The organism is Streptococcus sp. 10824 (assembly GCF_013276595.1).
In the GTDB taxonomy this organism is placed as follows: domain Bacteria; phylum Bacillota; class Bacilli; order Lactobacillales; family Streptococcaceae; genus Streptococcus; species Streptococcus pseudopneumoniae.
Map to the genome: position 1 here is coordinate 14376 of NZ_VMLH01000032.1, position 23560 is coordinate 37935.

General features: G+C 41.5%; 39 protein-coding genes and 2 pseudogenes. 37 read left to right on the forward strand and 4 right to left on the reverse strand.

The window, feature by feature from the left end; translation table 11 throughout:
- Position 1 precedes the first annotated feature (1 nt).
- Together HT701_RS03250 and HT701_RS03255 are read left to right on the forward strand one after the other, a co-directional pair.
- A complete protein-coding gene (locus HT701_RS03250) occupies positions 2–856 on the forward strand; it encodes an ATP-binding protein (protein ID WP_001203053.1) in 855 nt (284 codons plus the stop codon).
- A complete protein-coding gene (locus tag HT701_RS03255) occupies positions 846–1013 on the forward strand; it encodes a hypothetical protein (RefSeq protein WP_000152772.1) in 168 nt (55 codons plus the stop codon). The genes HT701_RS03250 and HT701_RS03255 overlap by 11 nt, the downstream gene beginning before the upstream one ends.
- Positions 1014–1304: 291 nt before the next feature.
- Here the strand turns inward: HT701_RS03255 and HT701_RS03260 are convergent, their stop codons facing one another.
- The gene (locus HT701_RS03260) at positions 1305–1472 is read right to left on the reverse strand and encodes a YjzC family protein (protein WP_000024181.1); all 168 of its coding nucleotides are present in this window, start codon (positions 1470–1472) and stop codon (positions 1305–1307) included.
- Positions 1473–1588: 116 nt separating this feature from the next.
- Between HT701_RS03260 and HT701_RS03265 the strand changes: the two genes are divergently transcribed.
- Entirely contained in the window at positions 1589–1732 is a 144-nt protein-coding gene (locus tag HT701_RS03265) for a hypothetical protein (RefSeq protein WP_165852417.1), read from the forward strand.
- Entirely contained in the window at positions 1729–1899 is a 171-nt protein-coding gene (locus tag HT701_RS03270; RefSeq protein ID WP_000656630.1) for a hypothetical protein, read from the forward strand. Before HT701_RS03265 ends, HT701_RS03270 begins: the two co-directional genes overlap by 4 nt.
- Here HT701_RS03270 and HT701_RS03275 read toward each other — a convergent pair.
- Positions 1892–2053 (reverse strand): hypothetical protein, encoded by a 162-nt coding sequence (locus HT701_RS03275; RefSeq protein ID WP_237701456.1) that lies wholly within the window; start codon positions 2051–2053, stop codon positions 1892–1894. The two genes, HT701_RS03270 and HT701_RS03275, sit on opposite strands and share 8 nt — an antisense overlap.
- A 196-nt stretch (positions 2054–2249) precedes the next feature.
- On the opposite strand from HT701_RS03275, the gene HT701_RS03280 reads away from it, so the two are divergent.
- The 14 genes and pseudogenes from HT701_RS03280 (at position 2250) to HT701_RS03345 (ending at position 8164) form a co-directional block, all read left to right on the forward strand.
- Positions 2250–2516: a hypothetical protein gene (locus HT701_RS03280; RefSeq protein ID WP_000450963.1), complete on the forward strand. Its 267-nt coding sequence runs from the start codon at positions 2250–2252 to the stop codon at positions 2514–2516.
- Between the two features lie 87 nt (positions 2517–2603).
- Complete coding sequence (locus HT701_RS03285; protein WP_000608473.1) at positions 2604–2861, forward strand: hypothetical protein; 258 nt, start codon at positions 2604–2606, stop codon at positions 2859–2861.
- Positions 2861–3208: a hypothetical protein gene (locus tag HT701_RS03290; protein ID WP_000462836.1), complete on the forward strand. Its 348-nt coding sequence runs from the start codon at positions 2861–2863 to the stop codon at positions 3206–3208. The genes HT701_RS03285 and HT701_RS03290 overlap by 1 nt, the downstream gene beginning before the upstream one ends.
- Positions 3209–3224: 16 nt before the next feature.
- Positions 3225–3368: a hypothetical protein gene (locus tag HT701_RS03295; protein WP_000196747.1), complete on the forward strand. Its 144-nt coding sequence runs from the start codon at positions 3225–3227 to the stop codon at positions 3366–3368.
- A gap of 105 nt (positions 3369–3473) precedes the next feature.
- Entirely contained in the window at positions 3474–3653 is a 180-nt protein-coding gene (locus HT701_RS03300; RefSeq protein ID WP_050971346.1) for a hypothetical protein, read from the forward strand.
- The gene (bet, locus tag HT701_RS03305; RefSeq protein ID WP_050222896.1) at positions 3650–4399 is read left to right on the forward strand and encodes a phage recombination protein Bet; all 750 of its coding nucleotides are present in this window, start codon (positions 3650–3652) and stop codon (positions 4397–4399) included. Before HT701_RS03300 ends, bet begins: the two co-directional genes overlap by 4 nt.
- A gap of 1 nt (position 4400) precedes the next feature.
- Positions 4401–5426, forward strand: coding sequence for a DUF1351 domain-containing protein (locus tag HT701_RS03310; protein WP_172931220.1), 1026 nt, complete (start codon positions 4401–4403; stop codon positions 5424–5426).
- 217 nt (positions 5427–5643) lie between these two features.
- A pseudogene (locus HT701_RS11410) lies at positions 5644–5826 on the forward strand (helix-turn-helix transcriptional regulator); the annotation flags it as partial.
- Positions 5827–5983: 157 nt separating this feature from the next.
- Positions 5984–6409, forward strand: a complete 426-nt coding sequence (locus HT701_RS03320) for a hypothetical protein (RefSeq protein WP_119919685.1) — start codon at positions 5984–5986, stop codon at positions 6407–6409.
- Between the two features lie 15 nt (positions 6410–6424).
- Positions 6425–6592, forward strand: a complete 168-nt coding sequence (locus tag HT701_RS03325) for a hypothetical protein (RefSeq protein ID WP_000580654.1) — start codon at positions 6425–6427, stop codon at positions 6590–6592.
- Between the two features lie 171 nt (positions 6593–6763).
- Positions 6764–7024 (forward strand): DUF1372 family protein, encoded by a 261-nt coding sequence (locus tag HT701_RS03330; protein WP_119919687.1) that lies wholly within the window; start codon positions 6764–6766, stop codon positions 7022–7024.
- Complete coding sequence (locus tag HT701_RS03335; protein WP_001093849.1) at positions 7021–7512, forward strand: MazG-like family protein; 492 nt, start codon at positions 7021–7023, stop codon at positions 7510–7512. Before HT701_RS03330 ends, HT701_RS03335 begins: the two co-directional genes overlap by 4 nt.
- The gene (locus HT701_RS03340) at positions 7509–7931 is read left to right on the forward strand and encodes a YopX family protein (RefSeq protein WP_000187974.1); all 423 of its coding nucleotides are present in this window, start codon (positions 7509–7511) and stop codon (positions 7929–7931) included. The genes HT701_RS03335 and HT701_RS03340 overlap by 4 nt, the downstream gene beginning before the upstream one ends.
- A complete protein-coding gene (locus HT701_RS03345) occupies positions 7928–8164 on the forward strand; it encodes a DUF3310 domain-containing protein (protein WP_001067625.1) in 237 nt (78 codons plus the stop codon). The genes HT701_RS03340 and HT701_RS03345 overlap by 4 nt, the downstream gene beginning before the upstream one ends.
- Before the next feature lie 20 nt (positions 8165–8184).
- On the opposite strand, the gene HT701_RS03350 is transcribed toward HT701_RS03345, so the two are convergent.
- Both HT701_RS03350 and HT701_RS03355 read right to left on the reverse strand, forming a co-directional pair.
- Entirely contained in the window at positions 8185–8538 is a 354-nt protein-coding gene (locus HT701_RS03350) for a type II toxin-antitoxin system PemK/MazF family toxin (RefSeq protein ID WP_000125658.1), read from the reverse strand.
- A complete protein-coding gene (locus tag HT701_RS03355) occupies positions 8522–8737 on the reverse strand; it encodes an AbrB family transcriptional regulator (protein WP_119919689.1) in 216 nt (71 codons plus the stop codon). Before HT701_RS03355 ends, HT701_RS03350 begins: the two co-directional genes overlap by 17 nt.
- 129 nt (positions 8738–8866) lie before the next feature.
- Between HT701_RS03355 and HT701_RS03360 the strand changes: the two genes are divergently transcribed.
- The 19 genes and pseudogenes from HT701_RS03360 to HT701_RS03450 all read left to right on the forward strand — a co-directional run bounded on the left by HT701_RS03360 (position 8867) and on the right by HT701_RS03450 (position 23556).
- On the forward strand, positions 8867–9313 hold the full coding sequence (locus tag HT701_RS03360) for an ArpU family phage packaging/lysis transcriptional regulator (RefSeq protein WP_054388425.1): 447 nt from the start codon (positions 8867–8869) through the stop codon (positions 9311–9313).
- A 458-nt stretch (positions 9314–9771) separates the two neighbouring features.
- Positions 9772–10281, forward strand: coding sequence for a terminase small subunit (locus HT701_RS03365; protein WP_023933896.1), 510 nt, complete (start codon positions 9772–9774; stop codon positions 10279–10281).
- Entirely contained in the window at positions 10259–11557 is a 1299-nt protein-coding gene (locus tag HT701_RS03370; protein WP_119919690.1) for a PBSX family phage terminase large subunit, read from the forward strand. The genes HT701_RS03365 and HT701_RS03370 overlap by 23 nt, the downstream gene beginning before the upstream one ends.
- 11 nt (positions 11558–11568) lie before the next feature.
- The gene (locus tag HT701_RS03375) at positions 11569–13038 is read left to right on the forward strand and encodes a phage portal protein (RefSeq protein WP_138705325.1); all 1470 of its coding nucleotides are present in this window, start codon (positions 11569–11571) and stop codon (positions 13036–13038) included.
- Positions 12947–14497: a minor capsid protein gene (locus HT701_RS03380; RefSeq protein ID WP_166728095.1), complete on the forward strand. Its 1551-nt coding sequence runs from the start codon at positions 12947–12949 to the stop codon at positions 14495–14497. The genes HT701_RS03375 and HT701_RS03380 overlap by 92 nt, the downstream gene beginning before the upstream one ends.
- 289 nt (positions 14498–14786) lie before the next feature.
- Entirely contained in the window at positions 14787–15356 is a 570-nt protein-coding gene (locus HT701_RS03385; protein ID WP_001001558.1) for a DUF4355 domain-containing protein, read from the forward strand.
- Positions 15357–15361: 5 nt separating this feature from the next.
- Positions 15362–16204, forward strand: coding sequence for a N4-gp56 family major capsid protein (locus HT701_RS03390; RefSeq protein WP_172931221.1), 843 nt, complete (start codon positions 15362–15364; stop codon positions 16202–16204).
- Between the two features lie 11 nt (positions 16205–16215).
- Positions 16216–16398, forward strand: coding sequence for a Rho termination factor N-terminal domain-containing protein (locus HT701_RS03395; protein WP_000054933.1), 183 nt, complete (start codon positions 16216–16218; stop codon positions 16396–16398).
- Positions 16388–16576 carry a hypothetical protein gene (locus tag HT701_RS03400; protein ID WP_000669344.1) on the forward strand — a complete coding sequence of 63 codons (189 nt, stop codon included), beginning with the start codon at positions 16388–16390 and terminating at the stop codon, positions 16574–16576. Before HT701_RS03395 ends, HT701_RS03400 begins: the two co-directional genes overlap by 11 nt.
- 1 nt (position 16577) lies before the next feature.
- Entirely contained in the window at positions 16578–16889 is a 312-nt protein-coding gene (locus tag HT701_RS03405; protein WP_000021225.1) for a phage head-tail connector protein, read from the forward strand.
- Entirely contained in the window at positions 16870–17208 is a 339-nt protein-coding gene (locus HT701_RS03410; RefSeq protein ID WP_138705323.1) for a hypothetical protein, read from the forward strand. The genes HT701_RS03405 and HT701_RS03410 overlap by 20 nt, the downstream gene beginning before the upstream one ends.
- The gene (locus tag HT701_RS03415; RefSeq protein WP_138699293.1) at positions 17183–17698 is read left to right on the forward strand and encodes an HK97-gp10 family putative phage morphogenesis protein; all 516 of its coding nucleotides are present in this window, start codon (positions 17183–17185) and stop codon (positions 17696–17698) included. The genes HT701_RS03410 and HT701_RS03415 overlap by 26 nt, the downstream gene beginning before the upstream one ends.
- Complete coding sequence (locus HT701_RS03420; RefSeq protein WP_000608236.1) at positions 17695–18063, forward strand: hypothetical protein; 369 nt, start codon at positions 17695–17697, stop codon at positions 18061–18063. Before HT701_RS03415 ends, HT701_RS03420 begins: the two co-directional genes overlap by 4 nt.
- Positions 18064–18065: 2 nt before the next feature.
- On the forward strand, positions 18066–18479 hold the full coding sequence (locus HT701_RS03425; RefSeq protein ID WP_000880679.1) for a phage tail tube protein: 414 nt from the start codon (positions 18066–18068) through the stop codon (positions 18477–18479).
- Positions 18480–18483: 4 nt separating this feature from the next.
- Positions 18484–18864 (forward strand): DUF6096 family protein, encoded by a 381-nt coding sequence (locus HT701_RS03430; protein ID WP_023937152.1) that lies wholly within the window; start codon positions 18484–18486, stop codon positions 18862–18864.
- A 38-nt stretch (positions 18865–18902) separates the two neighbouring features.
- Entirely contained in the window at positions 18903–19253 is a 351-nt protein-coding gene (locus HT701_RS03435) for a hypothetical protein (protein ID WP_055387706.1), read from the forward strand.
- Positions 19240–19785: pseudogene (locus HT701_RS03440) on the forward strand (hypothetical protein); the annotation flags it as partial. The gene HT701_RS03435 and the pseudogene HT701_RS03440, both read left to right, overlap by 14 nt.
- 1324 nt (positions 19786–21109) lie before the next feature.
- Entirely contained in the window at positions 21110–23197 is a 2088-nt protein-coding gene (locus tag HT701_RS03445; RefSeq protein WP_138699298.1) for a hypothetical protein, read from the forward strand.
- Positions 23198–23205: 8 nt separating this feature from the next.
- Positions 23206–23556: a DUF6711 family protein gene (locus HT701_RS03450; RefSeq protein ID WP_172931222.1), complete on the forward strand. Its 351-nt coding sequence runs from the start codon at positions 23206–23208 to the stop codon at positions 23554–23556.
- The last annotated feature ends 4 nt before the right edge of the window (positions 23557–23560 follow it).

Below are 23560 nucleotides of genomic sequence, written 5' to 3' on the forward strand. Positions count from 1 at the left end.
TATGCGAGCAGTATCAAGAGATGAATTGCAGGGTAGATTTTTACAGATTGAAACCTTGAATACCCAATGCCCCAAACATGAGGGAGTCTATATGTGGCGCTCAGTCAACCCTTGCACGCAGAATGTGCTGACTTATTGCCCTGAATGCGGACAGGAGAAAATCCACAGTCAAGCAGGAGAGCAACTGGCGCAAGCTGAGGCTCAAATTAGAAATACAAGGTCTTACTCTTTGTTTGCTAAGGAGAGTATTATTCCGCCTGATTTGAAGAATGCGACTATCGGCAGCTTTGAGATTCACACAGACCAAGATGCTGAGGCGGTCAATTTCGCTAAACGTGTGACGGTTGACTATGTGAAAGAGCGATATGAAGGGAATACGATTATCAGCGGTCCGCCTGGAGTTGGGAAGAGCCATCTAGCAATTGGAATTGCTAAGACACTGAACGAGAGTTTCCAGAAGTTCCAGTTGAAGCGCTCGGTGGTCTATATTCCCTCCATGGAACTATTCTCACGGATGAAAGACGCTTTTAGATACAAGGATTCCAAGTGGGAAGAAAGACGGACTATCCAGTTCTTGCAGAAAGTGGACTACTTGATTTTGGACGATCTTGGCAAAGAGTCAAGTGTAGGCGATGAAATCAAGCAGGGGAACAACTGGATGCAAAAAGTCCTGTATCAGATACTTGAAAACAGGACGAACACGATTATTACAACCAACTACGGGGGCAATCACTTGGAGAAACTTTACGAGAAAAGCCTCGTAGATAGAATAACGAAAGGAAACATGAAGACCAATGCGTTCAAATTTAGCAATGACACAGAGTCTAGACGCACCTTGTCAGCAAGTGACTATTAAAGAGCGTCAGCAGATTATTGAACAGTTTGAAGAAAAACATTACGGATTGTCTAGCTTGCTGAAAGAGCGGTTGTTGATTACAAGCGACTACCAATTTACAAGAAAGATGAACGAACTACGAGCCTTTGCCAGAAATGGCGGGATTTATACGAGTTAGGAGGTGAGGAAATGAGACCAAGACGATATCCGTATAGTGGGAAAAGAAAAAAGCCTATCAATTTTCAGATAGACTTAGAAAAATTCAAGCGTCTTAGCTATGAAGCCATTCATGATACTTCTCAAGTAACTCAATAGGAGGAAGGAATAAAATGATTCACCATTATATAACTCACTATGCCAGCAATGGGAAAGATTACGCCGAAGCATGGATTCAAATTGATTTTTTGGGAATGTGCTTTTGTGTATGGAAAAAGCGTACAACCATTGAACGATTGTACGCAAACGAAGATTAGACTTTTTTCCAACCGTTGCCTTTAGCAGATGTCGGAGGGAGCCGATCACCTTTTCCGATAGTTGCGGTATGACCATTAGTAACTTTTCCGCCACGAGGTCCTACCTCTACATAGCGACCAGGTTTCTGATTATCTGTTCCAGGTTTTATTGGAGTATTTGCCATACTATCTCCTCCTTTCTATTGAAATTTTGACTAAAACGGTGAGAGGTCCTAGTCAAGATGATTATAGCAATCGAGGAGAAAAAAACATCAGTCTCAAGACTGATATAGGAGTCTGAATGGAAGATAAAATCATTGAACTTGCTGATTACTTCATCAGCGAATCTACAACGTACAGAGAAGCAAAAATAGCATGTGAGAAGCTATTTAGACAAGTCAGCCATGAGATAGAACTCAGGGCAATGGAAAGTAGGACAGTATGAAAGAAGCAGTAAAGGAATTTCTAAAATTCAGGAGCCGATTTACAAAAATAGAATGGTTTGAAATTAACCAAGCTATCGAAGCTCGTTTAAATCAAAAAGCCGACCAGTTGAAACTGGACGACTTAGATTTAGAAATCATTTCTAGCAGACTAGAAAAAGTTATCTAGAAACGATTTGAATGAACATTGGATGGATACGATAGTCAGCGCCACGATAGTGAATGTAGATATAATCCTGATGGTACATCGAGTTTGCTTCAGGTTTAGAAATTGGTGAGTAGAGTTCTGCATTTTCTTCCCACCAAATGTAAGGACTAGCCATATTTGGTCCCATTACACAATCGTCGTCGGCTGATAGGTTCACCCAATTTCCGCAAAGACATGCGTGAATTTCAGTCATAATATTACCTCCTTTCTGGTTTCATTATAGCAGAAAAGGAGATAGCAAAAAAGCACCTGACGGCAATCAGGCGCATGACAAAATTATTCAAGAAAATTATACCACGAAAGGAGCAAAAATGGAAACAGTTCAAATCGTGAGAATTAAAGACGTGATCATCGAGAAGATTTCTGCAAACGATGAAGAACTAGAGCACATCTTTGGATGTTCAAAACGACAAGCGGGAGATATGAGGCGAGAGATGAAAAAATTACCTAGTCAACAAAAATACCTTAGAAACGATGGTCAGCTTGTCACAATCAAAGGTTTTGATGCTTATCTGCAATATCGAGGCAGTCAATCATGGAAGAAAGAAATGTCTAAAACCGTTAAGATGACACGATAGCAGAATAATAACTACTAACTTTACAACAAACTACTACTAATCTAAATAAAAGAAAGGGATAACTGAGTTATCCACAGGAGAAAAACAATGATTAACAAAGACCAAATTATCAAAGCGCAACAGGAAAAAATTGAACGCATTGAACAGTTACAAAAAAAGCTACATAAATTATCTACGCTTGGATTGCTAACTACAAAACTTTTGGGGCTACCTAATGAGTTAGAAAAGCCATTGAAAGTAACCCACGACATCTCACATGTCATCAAGGATGTATTGGATGGCATGAGCCCAAGTGAGGCGATTAAGCAGAATATGGCAGAAGAAGATGATGAAGAGGAAGAATAATGTTTGAACCACCATTAGTTAGCCAGCTTTTAGGAACTGGTGCAGTGATTTTAGGATTTATCGGTGCAGGGCTTCTAGCTCATCAGATGGATAAGCAGGAAGAGGAGAAAATCCGCCAGAAGGAAGAAGAAAGACGAGAAGAGCAAGAATTTGCGTCTATGATTATCCAAGGTTACAACCAAGCATACGAACGTGGTAGAGAGGCACAGCGACAAGAAATCCGCAAGAATATCCGCAGAGAGTTCAAAGGCTTCACCTACGACAACGAACCGCCTCAAGGATTGCGCCCTGAGCCTCTAGCCTTGCCAGAACCACGAAGATCACGCTATGAAAAGTATTTGGGGTAGAGCAAAGGAGACGCTAATGACTAGAATTGAACTTGAAAACCGTGTATGGCTTTTGGCCAATCATGAAGAAAAAAACGAATTGCTGGATCTTGGGCTAACATCAAAGGCTAGATATGTGAAACGAGTGCTGGAACTTGGAAAGGTGTATGCTCATGTTTGATTACGACAGAGATATAATGCAACCGCCTGAAGAACGTGAGGAACTTGACCCAAGCCAGTACATCTATGTTGGCTGTGGGCAGTATCGATACGTGGGGGATGAAGTATGATTCAGGAGCTACACGAAGAAATCGATAATTGGCGAGCTGAATATATTCATCTTGGCCGAGAGCTCGGGGAAATCATCAACGAGCAACAAAATATTATTTTGAAATTGCAAAACGAAAATAGACACTTAAAACGTGAAAATTGGAATTTGAAGAAGACGAAAGGAAGAAGAAAATGACAAATAATCAATTAGCAACGCAGACAAAACGTGATATTACTATTGACCCAAGTTCATTGACTGGGGCAGACATCAAAAAGTATTTTGACCCACAAAACCTGTTGACTGAAAAACAAATAGGTCAGGCTCTAGCCTTATGTAAAGGTCGCAATCTTAACCCATTTGCTAACGAGGTCTACATTGTGGCTTACAAAAATCGTAATGGAGGCACAGAGTTCAGTTTAATTGTCTCCAAAGAGGCTTTCTTGAAACGTGCCGCTCAATGTAAAGACTATGAAGGCTTTGAGGCTGGAGTAGTGGCGGCAGATAGCGAGGGTGTTATGCACGAACGCAAAGGGGCAATCATGCTCCCAGGAGACACATTGATAGGCGGATGGGCAAGAGTGTACCGCAAAAATTTCAAGGTACCTGTGGAGATCTTTGTTAGCCGTGAGGAATATGACAAGAAACAAAGCACTTGGAACTCTATGCCAGCTACTATGATTAGAAAGACGGCTCTGGTAAATGCTCTTAGAGAGGCTTTCCCTGAGGATTTAGGCAATATGTACACAGAGGATGACGGCGGAGAAACATTTGACCGTATCAAAGATGTCACACCTCAAGAAAGTCGAGAGGATGTCGTAACACGCAAGATGGCTCAGATTGAGCAATTCAATAAAGAACAAGAGGCGAATCACCCAGTTCCTGAACCTACTCAAGTTGAGAAGACAGTCCAAGGCGAACTCTTAGAAGAAATGGAGTACTAACATGCAAGAATTACAAGTAAGTGTAACACAAGCTCAGGTTGAAATTTTAGACCGTGAGTTGTTTGAACAAAATATTAAAGAGGTGGTAACGAAGTACCAGAATTACACAGTTACTGCTTCGACAATCAAGGACGATAAGCAGGTATTAGCTGATCTCAGAAAACTGTTCAAGCAGATATCTGATGAACGTATCAAAATCAAAAAGGTTTTGTCAAAAACCGCTGATGATTTTAACGAATACATCACAGAGCAGGTTGAACCGCTTGATGGTGTTATCAAAAAGATTGCGAAAGATGTCAAAGAGTTTGAAGACCACCAGAAAGCACTCAGACTGGATACTGTTAAGGGTTACATTACAAATAAGGCGTCAGAATACATGCTTGACCCTCGTCTATTTGACGAGAAGGCCCTTGAGTATGTCAAGGCTGGCGATTTCATGGCTGACGGCGTGATGCTTAAAAAAGCCACTATGAAGTCACTTGATGACATGGTCACATTTGAGTTTCAGAAACAAGAAGAATACAAGAAAACCATCTCAGCAATCTCAGGGCAATGCGCTGAGTACGGAATGACAGACCAGCCATATATTCGGATGTTGAAAGACATGACTTCGGTTGAAGTGTTGGAACAAATCAAGGCAGACTACGCTTTTGAAAAGCAAAAAGAAGAAGTTAGATTGGCTCAAGAGCGAGCTGAACGAGAACGTGAGGAAGTTTTAGCTCAGCAACAAGAGAAAGCGCCAAAATCAACGGAGACCGCAAAATTTGACCCAGAAACGGGCGAAATCTTAGACAGTAGGCAATTATCCCAAAAACAACAAGAAGCCGTCAGAGGGGCTGAAAACGGCTTAAAACGATATACCCAAAAAATGACCTTGGAAGTATATTTCGCCGACACGGAAGAAAAAGACTATTTCAAGAATAGCCTTGCGGATTTGGGATTTGAATACAAAAAAAATTACACTGTCCAAGGTTATCAACGAATTGAACCGTTGACGCAGGCAGAATTGGATGAACTGATTAAATAAACCAACTATTTCCATTTTGGAAACAACTCAAAAACCAACAAGCCGTGCATTCTTGTAAAACTGCGAACTAGAAAATGCGTCAGTGACATTTATGTGACTTTGGACGAATGGCGCAAAGAATTTCACTCACGCTTGCTTTGCTCACAATTTGGCAGGCGTGGGATTTTGGTAGAAAGTATGGCAGCGATGAGATTATGGAACTGAATGAGGTGTTTTGATGAATAGACTAAAAGAATTAAGACAAGAAAAAAAGCTATCTCAAAAGGAAATAGCAAAAGAAATGAGCATATCAGAAAAGACTCTATCACGCTGGGAAAACGGAGAAAGCCAAATTAAACCAGAAAAAGCAAAGCAATTAGCTGACTACTTCGGGGTAAGCGTTGGGTATCTGTTGGGGTATGAAAGTAACCCATTGGAACGACTGGAAAGCTTAGTTGATGAACTAAAGGAACACAAGGACTTGTTAGGAGTTCTGGATTGGTACACAGTCTTTGATTTAGCTAATGACATTCTTGCAATAGCAAGCGTGGAAAAAGCTAGGTGTTTAGGGAGGTTGAATGAAGGAGAGATTGATCCTTAAATTTGAGTTAAACAGAAAGCAGATGATTAACTCAAATGATAGACCGCACTTTCATCAAAAGGCTAAAATCACTAAGTTTTTACGGCAGTTAGCTGCATATGAGGGCGACAATGTACTGAGAGATTACTTTGGCTTACCTTACAGCGAGGACAAACCTTGCAAGGTTAAGGTTCGGATATATCCTCCGACAAATCGGAAGTATGACCCACCGAACTGGTCGCCCACAAGCAAGGCTTTGTTTGATGGTTTGACGGACGCTAAGATTTGGACAGATGATAATTACAACGTGATAGTATCGACTGAGTTCATGCACGGTGGCAAGTCCGGAAATAAGAATTATAGGATTGAGCTGGAGATTTACGAATATCACGAGATATTGCAGAGGATAGTTGATGGGATTTGATAGGAGGATAGAAATATGATTGGAGTAACCTATCAGGAAATTCATCTCTTTGTTGAGTTTTTGAAAAAGCAGTATGGGCAAGGGCGTCCAGACTATATTGAAGCCCTGAACGACTTAGACGGTATGGTGGAAGTCTCCTATAGAGAAGCTATTGAAAGATTTTTAGACGATGAATTACGATAAACAGGTAGTAATCGAAGGACTGAAACGCACAATTGAGCAAAATGAAGAGAAGATAATCGAGTATTCGAAACCGTGCGATGCACGCAAGAGACGGATTAGAGCGCTGGAGCGCGATTTGTTGAAGAAAAAGAATAAAGAATTGAGACGGAAAGTGAAGGAGGAGGTCGCAGATTGAAACGTTTTATCTCAATTTGGATTCTGCTATCTGCTGGACTAAACATCTGGCAGATGGACAGGATTGCAGAACTAGAAAAGAAGAAGCCTATGGTTATTTACAAGGCAGATAACGCAGGCGCTGAGATTTTCGGTAAAGTCGTCGAGAAAGGACGACACGGCAAGCTATATACGCTTACTATTCGTGACTACGGCATTTTCGTAGTTACTAAGGACGTGTATGAGAAGATTAGAGTAGGGGATGAGGTACTACTATGAACACACTAGAAAAAGTCAAACAATGGTTTATTGACCGTGATTTAGAAAACGGTGGACGACTAGACAAGCAGTCATTAAAACTTAGCGAAGAGTTCGGTGAGTTGTGCGCAGGCTATCTCAAGAAGAATGAGAAGCTGACCAAGGATAGCATTGGAGATTGCGCAGTCGTGATTGTCGGTCTGGGATTGTTGAGCAAAGTGGATTTGGATAGTATTTTTGAAGAGTCGAAGAATGTTAGAAAGAACGATATTATGACATCATTCGCGTACGCAAATACATGTATTAGCAACATTCAAACAGAACAACATCTGAAACTTATGACCTTACGTATAAAATCATTGACTCTATTGATTGGTCATCTAAAATCAATCAGCAAGTCGCTAGGTTATGATTTTGAAGAGTGTTTTGAACTGGCATACCAAGAAATCAAAGATCGCAAGGGTCGTTGGATTGATGGCAGCTTTGTGAAGGAGGAGGATTTGGCATGACACCAAAATTTAGAGTGTGGGATAGCGTAGAAAAGAAATTCGTAGAACATTTTTTTATCACAGATAACGGCTTGATTTGCAACATGGAAAAACCAACATCGGACTCCAAACTTCTTATTCCTATCGAAAAGTCAGAATTGATCCTCATGCAATCAACAGGACTCAAGGATAAGAACGGGGTGGAGATTTTCGAGGAGGATGTGGTTTCTAGGAATAGTGGAATGCCCAGCGTAGTTAAATTTGGTAAATGGATTTATGAGGAAGATTTTGGATATAAAATAAAAAATATCGGGTTTCACCTTAATTCTAGTTATGATGATGAATGGTTTCAAGCTATGGACTATGAAGATATTCGCAAGAATTATGAAGTCATTGGCAATATCTACGAAAACCCAGAACTTTTGGAGGATAAGGAATGAACCCAGAAATAATTGACAATATAAACAAACCAAGCCACTACCAAGGTGCAAACGGTCTTGAGGCTATCGATGTTGTGCATAACTTCGTTGGGAGCCTTTCCGGAGCGTCTGCTTTCTTTTGGGGCAACGCAATCAAGTATATGCTACGGTTTCAAAAGAAAAACGGTCTGGAAGACCTGAAGAAAGCACGTAAGAACCTTGATTGGTTGATTGAGGAATTAGAGAAGAACTAAAAAAGCCCAATCCATAAGGACTAGGCTTCGAAGATGAAGTTGTAGAGTTGGACAACCTTCTGAAAACTGGTTGTATCCATGGTTGTGATTTTTTGAGCCTTGCGCTCTCTAAAGTCAAAAGTATAGAGTTGGAGTGGATTGACAGAGCCATCTACCTTATTGGAACGCACAGGAACGAGCAGGCCTTGTTCTTCTAGTCTGCTTTGACCGTGTGTAATAGGGCATACAGCAACAAATCCCGTCCGCTCCGAATATTCTCTACGCGAGACGACAATAGCAGGACGGCGTTTCTGAATCTCACGTCCAACAGACGGGTCGAAGTCAATCCAGATGATGTCCTGTTTTTCTGGAATGTAATCATATTTCGCTGTCAAGGAATTTCACCCCCTCAAAGTCCTCTTCCATGCGTAGGTCTGCATCGCCGCTAAATGGGTCTGGAATTTTTGGAGCTAGGACAATGACATTATCTACACCCTTGTAGACAAACATTTCCTGACCTTCTGGAACATTGAGTGTTTTGGGAATGGTCACAGTGACAGAGTTCCCAACCTTACGAGTTTTAACAGTATTCATTTGTTTCTCCTTTATTTTGTATACATACAGTATACATATAAAAACGGAACAAAGCAAGAAAAAAGCCAGCACAGCTGACTCCTTTGTGATATGTTCGCTAAAAATATTATATCATAAAGGAGCGATGTTGTGAGGTTATTAAAAAGTGTTGACGTGCAATTTACCAAAAAAAATGTATATGACGTTCTAGAGAGTTATCGCTCGTATGTCCGGATGGCAGGCGCTGAGTATTTGCCTAAAATTACAACGACCTACTCATTTGAACCAAAGACGTTTACTGGTAAGAACACAGCCACTGAGAATATGGTTATCGAACATGTGGATGCAGAGGCAGAGGTTTTGGAAATTGAGAGAGCTGTGAACTGCATTATGGATCCATACGTTCGGCAGGTTATCACAAAGAAGTACATGGATATGAAAATCCAATTATCAGACAAGGCTATCTATATGGACTTAGGCTATTCTGAAAGTGAGTTCTACCGCATGCTTAGCAGAGGCGCTTTGGAATTTGCGGAAGCCTATCGAAAAGGTAAGCTGATTGTCTTTCGTAAATTTTTGGGAGATATTTGCAAGTAAATTGCTAGGAAATGGCTTATTTTACATGGTAGAATAGTATTGTCAAGTGATAGGTCAATTGACGTCTCCTTTATAATTTATTATATTTTTCCGAGGTTTCGGCCTCTTAGACAGTAAGGACAGGTTAGCAGGTTGTTTGGGTCTCCTTGAAACTTTTACCAAACGTGCGTTTTACTGCTAGACCAGTTGGTTCGATTCCAGCTGCTGTCATTTGAGTGTTTGTGTCCCAGAATGGGGTAGGCAGTAGGCTTAGCATTCATATATCACTCATTAACTTACAAATGGTTGCGGAGCGACTAGACCTTGCATGATTGCGTAGCTAATTATACTCCGGATAAGTTATAAGCTAGAGGGTTTGATTCCCTCAGAGGTTGTAAAGACTACAAAAAATAAAAAAGAAGTCAAAATTTAATACACACGCAAGGTAGTAGTCGTCTTGCAGGAAGGTCGCACATCGTGTGACTTTTTTTATTGTGAAAGGAGGTGATGGAAAATTGAATGAAAGACAAAGACGATTCGCAGATGAGTACATCATCTCAGGTAATGCTTATCAATCAGCTTTAAAAGCAGGGTATAGTGAGAAATATGCTAAAGCAAGATCTTCTGAATTGTTGGATAATGTCGGAATTTCTGATTACATCAAAAATCGAATGGAGGAATTGCAAGATGAAAAAATCTTAACTCAAAAACAAATTCTTGTGATGCTGTCAGAAATCGCGTCGGGACAAGCGAAAGAAACAACAGTAGTCACGACGAAAGTAGCTGAGTTGATGACTGATCCCGTGACTGGTAAGTCTGTAAAAGTCTACAATGAAATCCCTCAACTTGTCGAATACCCAACAAAGAACAGCGATAGGAATAAAGCTCTTGAATTGTTAGGTAAGCGACATAAGATGTGGACAGACAAAGTAGAGGCAGACGTTTCTGGAACGGTGGTGTTTGCGAATGAGTCAGACATACCAGATTAAACAGAACGATATTGTTGTTGACCTACCTAAGACGGTAGGAATTGGATATGGTCAGTTTTGGCGATCAAGAAATCTTTATCGTGTTGTAAAAGGTTCCCGTGGTTCGAAGAAGTCTAAGACGACTGCTTTGAATTTTGTTGTCCGTCTTTTGAAATATCCTTGGGCTAACTTGCTTGTCATTCGTAGATATTCGAATACAAACAAACAATCTACCTATACGGATTTTAAATGGGCGTGTAATGTGTTAGGTGTGACTCATTTATTTAAATTCAACGAGTCTTTGCCTGAAATAACAATAAAAGCGACTGGGCAAAAGATTCTGTTCCGTGGTTTGGATGATGAACTCAAAATCACATCTATCACGGTCGATGTCGGCAGTCTTTGTTGGGCATGGTTCGAGGAAGCGTATCAAATTGAGACTGAAGACAAGTTCAGTACGGTTGTTGAGTCAATCCGTGGTAGCTTAGACGTACCTGATTTCTTTAAACAAATCACAGTCACATTTAACCCGTGGAATGAGAGGCACTGGCTCAAACGTGTGTTTTTTGATGAAGAAACGAGACGAGCTGATACATTCGCTACTACGACTACTTATAAATGCAACGAGTGGCTTGATGAAGTCGATATCAAACGCTATGAGGATTTGTATCATACGAACCCTAGACGTGCTAGAATCGTCTGCGATGGCGAATGGGGAGTTGCTGAAGGTTTAATATACGAGAACGTGACTGTCAAAGAGTTCAATAAAGATGAATTGCTACAAGATTCAGCTAATAAATTATGTATCGGTCTTGACTTTGGTTTCACTCATGATCCAACTGCTTTGTGTTGTTCGTTGATAAATGACACGACGAAAGAGATTTATGTCTTTGATGAGGCGTATAAAGTCGGTCTTATAACCAAAGCAGTTGCTAAGATGATAAAGGACAAAGGTTATCATCGCTCACAAATCATTGCTGATAGCGCTGAATTACGACTGATTGAGGAATTAAGGTCAGAACATGGTATAACTCGAATTAAAGAGAGTCGTAAAGGTAAGGATAGCATTATGGCTGGCGTGTCCAAGTTACAAGGATACGCTATTTATGTGCATCCAGACTGTAAAAACATCATGGATGAATTTTACAGCTATTGTTATCAACAAGACAAAGAAGGAAATTGGCTGAATAAACCAGAAGATAAAAACAACCACTTGATGGATGCTCTACGTTACAGCCTTCAATGTATCGAAGGTGGGAAAGCAACCGTCCGCAGACGTTCTGATTATGGTCTATAGAGAGGAAAGACATGTACCAATATTTAACCTATCCACGGGATGGATACGATGAGGGTTCTTTGAAGAAAGACCTGATTTACAAATTGATAACGATACATAACACTGAAAGCTCACATTTGAAGAAGCTTAAAAGCTACTATTTGGGTGAGCATGCTATCTTAGAACACACGAGACGCAACGTGAACGCACCGAATTACAAGACGGTAGCTAATCATGCCAAGGATATCGCAGACACGGCTACGGGCTATTTTATGGGCAATCCTATCAAGTATAACAATACTGCTGACGGTGATATCGATGAACTACTTACAGCCTTTGATGGTGCTGAGATTGACCAAGTAGATGCTCAGAATGCTTTGAACATGGCTATCTATGGTCGTGCTTACGAGTACATCTATGCTAAAGAGGGTATGACTGAGTTGGACTCAACTAGTATTGATCCGGAGAATACTTTCATGGTCTACGATGATAGTATTGAGCGGAAGCCTTTGTTTGCGGTCTATTACTATGAAGTAAAAGACGATACGAAAGACACTACCAAGTACCAGGCTGAGGTCTTTACCGAAAATCTGCACTATCACATGGTGCTGAGAAGTACAGATTCAGGAACAACTCAGAGCGAGGAGGCAACACCTCACAACCTTGGTCAAATCCCAATTATCGAGTATCGCAACAATCACTTTGCCATTGGCGACTACGAGCAACAGATTAGCTTGATTGATGCCTATAATTCCTTGATGGGTAACCGTGTCAACGATAAGGAGCAGGCAGTAGAGTCTATCCTTGTCTTATATGGCACACAGTTAGCAGACACTCCAGAAGATGCCAAGGTAGCGATGAAGATTCTTTCTGAAGAAGGTCTTTTGGAATTGCCGGGCGATAGTGCAAGAGCCGAGTTCTTGAAGAATACGCTGGATGAAAGTGCTACGGAAATCTTGCGTACAGCTCTTAAAGAGGACATCTACACATTTAGCCATGTGCCTAATTTGACTGATGAGAATTTCGCAGGGAATACATCAGGCGTAGCCATGGAATTTAAGCTGATGGGCCTTGAGATGATTACTAAGACCAAGGAAGCGAACTATAAGCGAGGATTGCGTCAGCGTATTGCGATTTTTGCTCATTACTTAGGCATGAAGCAGATTGCTTTAGAGTCTCATTCAATCGTTCCACAATTCAGTCGTGGTTTGCCCAAAAACTTGCTGGAAATCTCTCAGATTGTGAACAATTTGGAAGGTAAAGTGACCAATAGACAGCTTATTTCTCTCTTGCCGTTTGTGGAAGACCCTGATGCTGAGCTAGAAGCCTTGGAAGAAGAGAAAAAGAAGAACATGGAAGACATGCCGATGTTTAACCAAGACAACACGAAACCCGAAGACGAGGTAGAGGATGAAGAATCAGGAGTATTGGGCGAAGAGGAAAGCCAATCTGATTTACCAGCAGATGGACAAGGCCGAAAAGCAGGCAGACCAGTTCGATAAGGTCTATCAGGAAGCCAAGACTTACTTGGATAAGGAAGTCAATAAGATTTTTGATAAGTTCCAACGTGATTATGGTCTAAGTCAGGTAGACGCTAGACAAGTTTTGAAGAACATGAAAGACAAGAAAAATCTGAATGAACTTCGTAAAGTACTTGAAGCAAGACCGAATGCCCCGAACATTCAAAGATTACTAGCTGACTTAGACAGCCCAGCTTATTCTTTTCGTATGAAGCGCCTAGAGCGTTTGAGTGATGATTTAGATCGTATGCGTGAATCTATCTATCATTCAGAGAAGACGGGCTCAGACGCCTTCTATAGTGACCTGATGAAGGATAGTTACTACAAGGCTACCTTTGACCTGCAACAGCAGACAGGGCTGGCATATGGCTTTTCTGGGCTTCCTGAGAGCGAGATTAAACATCTACAGTCTTTTAGTTGGGTAGGAGATGGAAGTACCTACTCAACAAACATCTGGAAGAATACGGGGAAGCTTACTTCTAGCATAAAAGATGAACTACTCATGAGCCTCATGACAGGAAGAGGAACACGAGAAACGGCACAAGCAATTGCTGAGCGGTTCAATGTGGGGCAGAACGATGCAAGGCGTTTGGTTCGGACAGAATCAGCCTTTTTTCATAACCAAATGGAGCTACTCAACTATGAGGAAGCGGATATAGAGAAGTATATCTTTGTGGCCGTCTTAGACAAGCGTACATCACGCATTTGTCAGGAGCATGACAATCAGGTCTATGATAGGGATAAGGCTGTCCCTGGTGTCAATTGTCCGCCTATGCACCCTTGGTGTAGGTCTACTACTGTCGGATACGATGAGGACGCAGACTACAGCAACTTGAAGCGCAGAGCAAGGAATCCAGAGACAGGTAAAGTTGAGTACGTGCCTGCCGATATGACTTATAAAGAGTGGTATAGCAAGTATGTTGCGAAAGATGTAAAAAATGAAATACAAGATTATAAGAAAAGTGACAAAACCGTTTCAAGATATAATACCCCAAAATTGTTTTCTGATGTTAGTAACGCATGGGATGAAATTGGGAGGGGTGGATTATCGAAAGAACAACTTGTAGACTTGCTAGAATCTGAATATGAATTAGGTAATTTTTCGAGCGATATAGCAAAATTGATAGGAGTAAGTTCTGCTTATATAGATGTTAGTAGTTTAGCTACTTCATTAGTGAGACATGGACAACAGTACTCCTTAGATGAGTTTATGTTAATAAAAGAGGCGGTTCAAAAACCTTATTTGATTCTAGATAATTCAGAGAGGGTTGAAAAATCAATTATTTCATATGTAAAAATACCTAACAAAGATAAGGTCATTATGGAAGCGGTGATGGTGCCACGAGATGAAATGCTAGTCATTCACTTTAACAAGGTGGGGATTCGTCAAGTTAAAAAGAATGGAAAAAATATGTTGACGCTTTACAAAAAGGAAAAATAGTGCTATACTTTTGGTAAAGATAGAGGTTGAGAATCTGTCACCAACGCGCCACTTATAGTGGGTCGAGAAATGCAGGAGCCCCGACAGTCCTGCCTATCTTGCGTTTAGATAGTAATCTAGGCGCTTTTTTGTTGCAATAAACCACTATAAACCGCATCGAAATCGAGGCGGTTTTCTTATGCCCTAACCGTATGGAATCCCGTACGGTTTTAATATTGTCCAAGCATTGAAGACACTAAAAGCTATGGAAATTACAGTCGGGGACGACTTTAAAAATAGGAGGTTCGCAATGAACGAAGAAACACAAACAGTCGAAACGGTTGAAGAACAAAAGGTACCTGCAGAACCTGCACAACAACCGCAAGACGAGAAGAAGTACACGGACGCAGATGTCGATGCTATCATCGATAAGAAGTTTGCCAAGTGGAAGTCAGAGCAAGAAGCCAAGGAAAACGAAGCTAAGAAGCTTGCTAAGATGAACGCTGATGAAAAACAGAAATATCAGTTGGATCAGCGTGAGCAAGAACTAGCTGACCGTGAAAAGGCTATTGCTCGTAAGGAATTGACCGCAGAGGCTAAAGCAATGCTAAGTGAACGTGACTTACCTGTTGAGTTAGTGAATGTAGTTGATTTGACAAGCGCAGAGACGGTATCTCAATCTGTCGCTGTATTACAGAAATCATGGGAACAAGCCGTGCAAAAAGGCGTACAAGAAAAGCTAAAAGGCGGAGCTCCAATGAAGCAAGCACCAGTCGATAGTGACGGTATCACAAAAGAAGAATTTGCTCGCATGGGTTATCAGAGTCGAAATGAACTCTATCAAAAGAACCCAGAACTCTATAAGAAATTGAAAGGTTAAAATAAATGACAGCAGGACAAACTAAACTAGCCACTATGGTTAACCCAGAAGTGATGGCGGACATGGTTTCCGCTAAACTACCTAAATTGATTAAATTTACTCCACTTGCTTATGTGGAAACAGCACTCCAAGGACAACCAGGGAACACTCTAACAGTTCCAGCATGGGAGTACGCAGGAGATGCGACTGAGGTTGGAGAAGGTCAAGCTATTTCTCCAGACAAATTGACTACTAAAAAGACTACTATGACCATCAAAAAGGCTGCTAAAGGTTATGAAATTACCGATGAAGCTCTTTTGTCAGGTCTTGGTGACCCACTAGGTCAAGCCACTTACCAGCTTGGTTTGGCTATTGCTAACAAGATTGATGATGATTTGGTAGCGGTGGCTCAGACTGCAACACAGCACGTTGCAGAGGCTCCAACAACTCTAGCGACTATTGATAAAGCTCTTGAGATTTTTGAGGACGAAGAAGATGCGCGATATGTTGCTATCATCAACCCTAAAGATGCTATCAAGCTAAAAACTGACGTAGCAAAAGAATGGACTAAAGGTTCAGAGCTTGGCGCAGATATGGTTGTATCCGGAACGTTCGGTGAAGCAGCTGGTGTGCAAATTGTACGCTCTAAAAAAGTTGATGAAGGTAAAGGCTTTATCGTCAAAGTCTCTCCTAGTCAAACTCAGACAGATGATGCCAATAAATATGGAGCTTTTGTCATCTTGCTAAAACGTGATGTGGCTATCGAAACAGACCGTGACATCCTTAAAAAGACAACAGTCATCACTGGTGATGAACACTACGGTGTTTACCTATACGACCCTACACGAGTTGTAAAATTCGGTGAGTAAGAGGTGATGATATGAGCTTATTGCTACGACGTCATTATATCCAAGAGGAGCAAGCTGGCCAGTATTCTGATTTAGAAAATAAGACTTTAGAAGAGTTGAAGAATCTAGCTAAAGAAGCTGGCATAACTGGTGCCTATAAGTTATCAAAAGCTGAAATTGTAGAGGTGTTGGAGGATTTAAAAAGTGAAATTTAAAATCAAACAAGATTTCTATGACTGGGAATTAAATGTGAAACGACTGGCAGGAGAGGAACTTGAGATTACTGAGGAGCGCTATGCCGAGCTGGCAGATAATTTCGCCAGCAATGGTGTCGCTATCTCAGACGTTCTTGAGGAAATTCTCCCTGAGCCTGAGTTTTTAGAAGAGGATTGATATGTCTATAGAGTTGCTGAAGAAAATGACAGGCGAAGAAGATACTCAGCTTCTCATGTTGCTCCAAACGAGGGCTACAAATCTTATCTTATCAGAGACTAACCGCACATCTTTGACACCTGCTTTAAGCCTCTTAATACCTGAGGTCGCTATCGAGCTCCACAATCGCTCAGGAGCGGAAGGAGAGCATTCCAGAACCGAGGGTGGTATAGCAGTAGTCTACGGAGAAAACGGCCTGTCTACGGGTCTTTTACAGCGTATACGCATGCACAGATTAGCAAGGGTGGCAGGCCATGTTTTTGAAGCAGAGTAGACTGAAACCTTATCCAATGCGACGGTTTGAAAAGACTGTCACAGAGGAAGGTGTCGCAAAAGAAGGGTATGCCAAGGAAGCTGAGACAGTCCGCCTTGAATTGCGGCCAGCTGGTAGTAAACTACAATCTGAATTGTATGGTGAGCGTGTCAACGACATTTTGAACGCAAATGCCAACAAGTCAGCTACTATCAAAGTGAAAGATGGTGTGTGTATCGATAGCCCGACGGAAGTGACTCACAGGGTTATCTCTAAAAAGGTCTACACATATCATCAAGTTTTGGAGTTAGAGCGTGTCAGAGCTACGAGGGGCAGATAGGCTCATAGCTAAATGTAGACGATTAGCTAGTAAAAAAGCTGGCGAGGATATCGTTTTACGTGCGGTACACAATGCTGCTATAAAGGTTGTCCAAGCCGATGCTAAAAGACTAGCACCAGGCAACAATGGAGAACTTAGAAACAGTATCAAGACTAGGGTTAAAATGGACGGAGATAAGGCTATAGGTGAGGTTTACACAAATCTACACTATGCTCCTTATGTTGAGTTTGGAACAGGACCCAAGGGTCAGGCTAGCCATTCTGGTATCTCTCCAGAAGTCAGCGTGACTTATCGCTCTAGTCCGTGGTATGTGCATGAAGACCAAATCAATGTAGGGCCTTACCACTTTCAAAAGATTGGGGAGTTCTACAAGATGTATGGTCAACCTGCTCAGCCTTATCTTTATCCAGCTTTGAGAGACAATCAAGAGCGTGTGTCTAAGAATATTTCGGATTATGTCCGTAGAAAGATAAGAGAACAAATAAAATGATTAATATCAAGCCTGTTATTTATAAAGAATTGCAAAAGGTTGCAGATAATGTGACTGATACGTATCCTAGCGATTGGGAGACTTTTCCAGTCGTTATTTTTTTGGAAGAACAAAACAAGCCGGGTGATTGGTTTGATGACCAGGAACAAAAATCCTCTATCCGCTACAAGGTGGATATCTTTGATGATACAAGCACTAGTGAGTTAGCTGTTAAAATCAATCAGATTTTTGAGTCTTTAGGTTTACGAAGAACCGACTGCCAAGACGTGCCAGACCCGTCCCATTTGAGACATAAGGTCATGCGTTTTGAAGGGGTTGTTGACTTACACTCAGAGCTTGTTTTTCAATTTAGAATGGAGAATTAAACATGTTAGCAAACGGAATTACGCTTTCTTATAGCGAAACCAAAGGTAGCTATACTAAGCTTGTTGGATTGAAAGAAGTACCAGAGTTTGGTATCGAACCTGAAAAAGTAGAGAACACTACTCTTGAAGATAAAGTTAAGAAGTACGAATTTGGTATTGGTGATGCAGGGGAATTGGAATACAAGTTCTCTTATAACAATTCAAGCGAAACTGCTCCTTACCGTGTATTGCGTAAGGCAGCAGACGACAAGAAGAAACTCTACTTTGAACAAGCTTATCCAGACGGTACTAAGGTCAATTTTGAAGGCCAAGTATCTGTTAAACTGGGCGGTGGCGGTGTCAATGCCGTTATCGAGTTCACACTTAAGATTGCATTGCAGTCAGAATTGGAATTTACAGACGGTCTTGGAGGTTAATTAAATGGCGTTACCTTACTCAATTTGGAAGATTAGCGATGAGAAAGAGTTAAAACTACGACTTTCATCTCATCAAGCAGCAAAAGTTGAAGAAAAAATCGGTATGAACTTACTGAAAATCTTCATGCCTGAAGCTGGCGAAGAGTTTCCTTTGCCTCCTTTAAAAGTTGTATTGCTCTTGATTCATGGAGCTTTGCAAAAGTATGAGAATGGGTATTCTCTTGAGGATGTCTACGATCTATACGATGAATACGTGGATAATGGTGGAGACCAAACAACCTTCATGACAGAGGTTTTAATGCCACTCTTTGAAGTGTCGGGTTTTACTCCACGAGGAAGCAAGGACAAGAAAATTTCCAAGAAGAAAATGACAGTAGTCGAGTAATCTTAACGGTAACGCAGATTATTGAGAGGCTTTATCCTATGTTTTTGGACATCGGGGGTAAGCCTCTTGATTTTTGGGATTTAACGGTGCTTGAAATCAGGGAAATGATTGAAAGCTACAACCGTGTCAAAATCCAAGAGCGTAAAGAGAAGATTATTGACTCGTACAGACTTTCGCAGATGATTTCCAATCACGTTTCTTTATTGTTATCCAAAGATGCCAAGGTCTTTGAGTTCTGGGAATATGCGCCTGAGTTGTTTGTAGAAGAACAACAAGCAGTAGAACAGGAACGACAGAGACAAGCGCTTTTGTTGCATAAGGAACGGATGCGTGATTTTGCAGAAAGACACAATCGCAAAAGGAAGGAGGAAATGAATGGCAACTCTTGACGAATTGAAAGTCATGATTGACGCTGAGATAGCGCCTTTCAGGAAGAAGATGAAAGAAGTCGAGAATCAGGTCAAGGGAACATCTGACCAAGTGAAAAATGCCACTGCCAAAGTTCGTGAACAGTCGAATTCAATCGGTAGTACGTTTGGTAAGCTGGCTAAGTTTGCTGGTTTTGCAATCCTTGGTAAGAAATTGCTTGATGTTGGGATGTATTCAACGCAGACAGCTCTTGAAGTATCAGCGTCTATGAACCAAATTAAGCGACAGATGGGTGAGAGTTCGCAATCTTTCTTAAAATGGGTTAACGATAACGCTAATGCCATGAATATGGGTGTGGGCGAGGCTACTAACTATGGTGCAGTCTACTCAAACTTATTTTCTGGATTTATCAAAGACACCAACAAGCTAAGCGCTTATACTGCTAAGATGTTGCAGACGTCGGCAGTTGTTGCTGAAGGTTCTGGGCGCACGATTACAGACGTTATGGAGCGGATTCGCTCAGGTTTGCTAGGGAATACGGAAGCGATAGACTTTTGTCGCACCGCTTAGAAATAGGCGGATTAAGAACTTACCAAAATCGGTAAAACTCTAAATTTTAAGTAATTAAAACATGACGATACCGAGGTAAACTAAGCAATTAAAAAGGCTTGGTCACCGTAGAGCATAGGGATTGAACCTGTGCTTTTTGTTTTGTCAAAAAGTATAGAATAAAATATCCCCACGAGTGGTGAGCACCTAGACAATTCGGTTGTAGGTGAAAATATATGCCGAACTTACAAGAAATTGTAAGAAGTATGGATAAAAAGCCATGCGATAACATTATTGAGAAGACCTAGGAATCAACGTCAATGTGGCTATGATTGAGTCTACTGAAGCCTTTAAACGTTTTGCAAACGGACAAAGCTGGCAACAGTTGGACTACCAAACCCAGCAACAAATCCGCCTTATGGCTATCCTGGAACAGGCTACGGCAAAGTATGGGAATACCTTGTCCAATTCTGTAAATGGACGTATTAGTCTATTTAAGTCTCTGATGAAGGACGCTGCATTGAACCTTGGTAACTCTATGTTGCCGATTATCAATGCCATTATGCCTGTCTTGAACTCTTTTGCCATGGTCTTAAAGAATGTTACTGCTAAACTCGCTGAGTTTATCGCTTTGATGTTCAACAAGAAAGCTACGGTAAAAGATGGTGTTGGTGGTGCAGTTGGAGACATGGGTAACGCCATGAAAGACGCTGCAGGCGGAGCAGGAGACCTTGCTGATGCAGTGGACGACGCTGGAGATTCAGCAGGAGGACTTGCTGATAATCTTGGAGACTCAGCCAAAAACGCTAAGAAAGCTGCTAAAGAGTTGCTAGGTCTTTTGGGATTTGACGAGATTAATATCTTACAAAAACCAAAAGACGATGATGCAGGCGGTTCTGGCGGTGGAGGTGGTGGCAAAGGTGGTAAAGGAAAGGGAGGCGGTGGCGGACCTTTCAAAGACATCTTGCCAGAAGTCGAGTTGACCGACATGGGTAACCAGTTCAAGAGCATTTTTGACGGGCTAGGAGACAAGCTTAAAGGGTTGTTTGACCTCTTCAAAAAAGGTTTTGATGCAGCATTTAGGCCAGAAGGTATTGAACGCATTAAGACCGCCTTAGACCAAATAGCTAAGACAATGGGAGAAATCGCCACTGACCCAAGGGTTGTGAATGCCTTTAATCGCATGGCTGAGAAAATCGCTTATGCTTTAGGGCAAGTGACAGGCTCAATAGCTACTATCGGGCTAGGTATCGGTGTTTTCCTCGCTGAAAGTATTGCAAATGGTCTTGGAAGGCAAAAGGAACGCATTACCAGGGCGCTAGTTGCTTTGTTTGATAATATTGGTAACATTGCAGAGGCAGTAGGAAACATCGCTCAGGCATTTTCTAGTGCTTTCTACGACGTCATTACCTCAACCGGTGCGGTTCGTATAGGTAGTGCTATTGTGTCAACTCTATTAAGCTTGACATCTACCATTGTTGAAGTCGGTAGCAAATTAGCAGGAAGTTTGTTTAAAGGTTTTGAAAAAGTCGTTGTGACAAGCGCTCCTAAAATTTCATCAGTCTTCCAAAGTTTATTAGATACTGTTGCGCCTGTATTTGAGAGCATTGAAAGGTCTGTTAACAAATTTGGCGATGGCTTAAGTCGTGTTTATGATGAACATGTAGTCCCTGCTATTAACTCTATTGCTAATGCTTTTAATGGGCTAATTGATATTATTCAAATACTTTGGGAGAATTCTTGGCAACCTTTTGCTGAGTTTTTATCAGGAGTATTCGGTGTTAGTATTGAAGGAATTTCAGATTTATTGGGAGGTGGCCTTTTAGCCACTTTGGGACTATTGGCGGATGCTATTAAGTTAGTGGCAGATGGTTTCACCGTTTTTTCTGACTGGTGTAAAGAAAACAAAGAACCTATCTTGGCTTTGATAACAGCTTGGCAAACAATTAATTTCTTATCATGGGCTGAACAAGCCGGGGGACTTGCAGGAGCATTCGAATTATTAAGTAGTAAGGTTTCCTTTATTGTTAGCGGAATTAAAAATCTTGGACTAGCTTTGAAAGCTTTGACATTTGATAAATTGGTCAGCTTCGGAGAAACCATCTATTTGAATGCGTTGTACGCAAAAGATTTTGTTGTCAATTCAGGTAAAACAATTGCACAGCTAGGGAAAACTGCTTTAGAACTTGGTAAATCAGCTCTAGCATGGACTGCTCATACAGCGAAAATGGGATTAGCAACCGCGGCGGAATTTGCACATTCTGTGGCAGCAGGAGTCGCTACAGCTGCAACATGGGCTTTTAATGCAGCGTTAGCAGTTTTGACAAGTCCAATAACCTTAGTTATTGCAGCAATCGCAGCCTTAATTGCTATTGGTGTCTTGCTCTACCAAAATTGGGACACTGTTGTTGAGTTTGCTAAAACAGCATGGCAAGGACTATGTGATTTTATCAGTGGTATTTGTCAAGCGATTGGCGAATTTTTCAGCGGTCTATGGACGAAGCTACAAGAAATCTTTGAGCCAATAGGTCAATGGTTTGGCGAGAAGTTCCAGCAAGGATGGGATGCTATTGTAAACATCTTCTCTGGCATCGGAGAGTGGTTCTCTGGTGTATTCCAAGGTGCGTGGGACGCTATCGTTAATATCTTCACACCAATCGGCTCATGGTTCGGACAACGTTGGGCGGATGTGACTAGTGCTTTAGCTAATATCGGGGCATGGTTTACGGATATGTTCCAAAAAGCATGGACTGGCTTAACAAACATCTTTAGCAAACTAGGTTCTTGGTTTGGCGAGAGATGGAACGATGTTACAAGTGCACTTTCCAAAGTAGCAAGCTGGTTTGGCGATATATTCGGAAAAGCTTTTGACGCTGTTAAAAATGCCTTTAGCTCTATTGGCGACTTCTTTAAAGGCGTTTGGGATACTGTCAAAAGTATCTTCGTTAATGCTGGTCAGATGGTCGGCGAGGCAGTAGGTGGAGCGTTTAAGAGCGCAGTCAATGCGGTTCTTGGAACGATTGAAAATGTGGTCAATGGCTTCATCGGCATGATTAATGGTGTTTTAGATGTTGTCAGAAACTTACCTGGTCTGGGATGGATTGGAAGTGTAAGCACAGTTAGCCTTCCTCGTCTTGCCCGTGGTGGTATCGTTGATAGTCCAACTATTGCCATGATTGGTGAAGCAGGTAAAGAGGCGGTCGTACCACTTGAAAATACAGGATTTATCCAAACACTTGGGCGAGTAGTCAGCAGTGCGGTAGTAAATGCCATGGCTGGTGTTGGTCCACAAGGTGGATTTTCTGGCGACGGCGACATCGTTATTCAAATCGCAGGCCATGAGTTCGGACGGGTAGCCATCCAAGAAATTAACAAGGAACATGAACGAGCAGGTCAAACCTTGCTCAAGATTTAGGAGGTTAAATGGCACAATTGACAACCAATGGGGTGGCTGTGAAGCCTCCCAAATCTTTTCAAGTCGGTATTCAAGATATCGATGGAGAGACAGGGCGTAATGCCAATGGCGACATGGTGCGTGACCGTATCACGACCAAACGCAAACTAGACTGTGAATGGGGTATGATGACTCAGGGAGAATTAAGTCAGCTTTTACATGCTGTATCATCTGAATTTTTTGAGGTGTCTTATCCAGACCCCATGGATGGCCAAGTCACAAAGACTTTCTATGTCGGTGATAGGACAGCTCCTAGCTATACCTTTACTGAGAAGTTTAAACCTTGGTCTGGCGCTAAATTTAATCTGGTAGAGAGGTAAGAAA

Coding starts and splice junctions, on each gene's coding strand:
- HT701_RS03275 (WP_237701456.1), bottom strand. CDS start 2,053: ATGGCTAGTCCTTACATTTGGTGGGAAGAAAATGCAGAACTCTACTCA.
- HT701_RS03290 (WP_000462836.1), top strand. CDS start 2,861: ATGTTTGAACCACCATTAGTTAGCCAGCTTTTAGGAACTGGTGCAGTG.
- HT701_RS03380 (WP_166728095.1), top strand. CDS start 12,947: ATGAAGAATCAGGAGTATTGGGCGAAGAGGAAAGCCAATCTGATTTAC.
- HT701_RS03375 (WP_138705325.1), top strand. CDS start 11,569: ATGTACCAATATTTAACCTATCCACGGGATGGATACGATGAGGGTTCT.
- HT701_RS03340 (WP_000187974.1), top strand. CDS start 7,509: ATGACACCAAAATTTAGAGTGTGGGATAGCGTAGAAAAGAAATTCGTA.
- HT701_RS03265 (WP_165852417.1), top strand. CDS start 1,589: ATGGAAGATAAAATCATTGAACTTGCTGATTACTTCATCAGCGAATCT.
- HT701_RS03325 (WP_000580654.1), top strand. CDS start 6,425: ATGATTGGAGTAACCTATCAGGAAATTCATCTCTTTGTTGAGTTTTTG.
- HT701_RS03370 (WP_119919690.1), top strand. CDS start 10,259: ATGAGTCAGACATACCAGATTAAACAGAACGATATTGTTGTTGACCTA.
- HT701_RS03450 (WP_172931222.1), top strand. CDS start 23,206: ATGGCACAATTGACAACCAATGGGGTGGCTGTGAAGCCTCCCAAATCT.
- HT701_RS03425 (WP_000880679.1), top strand. CDS start 18,066: ATGTTAGCAAACGGAATTACGCTTTCTTATAGCGAAACCAAAGGTAGC.
- HT701_RS03345 (WP_001067625.1), top strand. CDS start 7,928: ATGAACCCAGAAATAATTGACAATATAAACAAACCAAGCCACTACCAA.
- HT701_RS03300 (WP_050971346.1), top strand. CDS start 3,474: ATGATTCAGGAGCTACACGAAGAAATCGATAATTGGCGAGCTGAATAT.
- HT701_RS03395 (WP_000054933.1), top strand. CDS start 16,216: ATGAGCTTATTGCTACGACGTCATTATATCCAAGAGGAGCAAGCTGGC.
- HT701_RS03270 (WP_000656630.1), top strand. CDS start 1,729: ATGAAAGAAGCAGTAAAGGAATTTCTAAAATTCAGGAGCCGATTTACA.
- HT701_RS03260 (WP_000024181.1), bottom strand. CDS start 1,472: ATGGCAAATACTCCAATAAAACCTGGAACAGATAATCAGAAACCTGGT.
- HT701_RS03335 (WP_001093849.1), top strand. CDS start 7,021: ATGAACACACTAGAAAAAGTCAAACAATGGTTTATTGACCGTGATTTA.
- HT701_RS03410 (WP_138705323.1), top strand. CDS start 16,870: ATGTTTTTGAAGCAGAGTAGACTGAAACCTTATCCAATGCGACGGTTT.
- HT701_RS03420 (WP_000608236.1), top strand. CDS start 17,695: ATGATTAATATCAAGCCTGTTATTTATAAAGAATTGCAAAAGGTTGCA.
- HT701_RS03310 (WP_172931220.1), top strand. CDS start 4,401: ATGCAAGAATTACAAGTAAGTGTAACACAAGCTCAGGTTGAAATTTTA.
- HT701_RS03435 (WP_055387706.1), top strand. CDS start 18,903: ATGTTTTTGGACATCGGGGGTAAGCCTCTTGATTTTTGGGATTTAACG.
- HT701_RS03355 (WP_119919689.1), bottom strand. CDS start 8,737: ATGAATACTGTTAAAACTCGTAAGGTTGGGAACTCTGTCACTGTGACC.
- bet (WP_050222896.1), top strand. CDS start 3,650: ATGACAAATAATCAATTAGCAACGCAGACAAAACGTGATATTACTATT.
- HT701_RS03390 (WP_172931221.1), top strand. CDS start 15,362: ATGACAGCAGGACAAACTAAACTAGCCACTATGGTTAACCCAGAAGTG.
- HT701_RS03405 (WP_000021225.1), top strand. CDS start 16,578: ATGTCTATAGAGTTGCTGAAGAAAATGACAGGCGAAGAAGATACTCAG.
- HT701_RS03295 (WP_000196747.1), top strand. CDS start 3,225: ATGACTAGAATTGAACTTGAAAACCGTGTATGGCTTTTGGCCAATCAT.
- HT701_RS03385 (WP_001001558.1), top strand. CDS start 14,787: ATGAACGAAGAAACACAAACAGTCGAAACGGTTGAAGAACAAAAGGTA.
- HT701_RS03250 (WP_001203053.1), top strand. CDS start 2: ATGCGAGCAGTATCAAGAGATGAATTGCAGGGTAGATTTTTACAGATT.
- HT701_RS03320 (WP_119919685.1), top strand. CDS start 5,984: ATGAAGGAGAGATTGATCCTTAAATTTGAGTTAAACAGAAAGCAGATG.
- HT701_RS03430 (WP_023937152.1), top strand. CDS start 18,484: ATGGCGTTACCTTACTCAATTTGGAAGATTAGCGATGAGAAAGAGTTA.
- HT701_RS03285 (WP_000608473.1), top strand. CDS start 2,604: ATGATTAACAAAGACCAAATTATCAAAGCGCAACAGGAAAAAATTGAA.
- HT701_RS03280 (WP_000450963.1), top strand. CDS start 2,250: ATGGAAACAGTTCAAATCGTGAGAATTAAAGACGTGATCATCGAGAAG.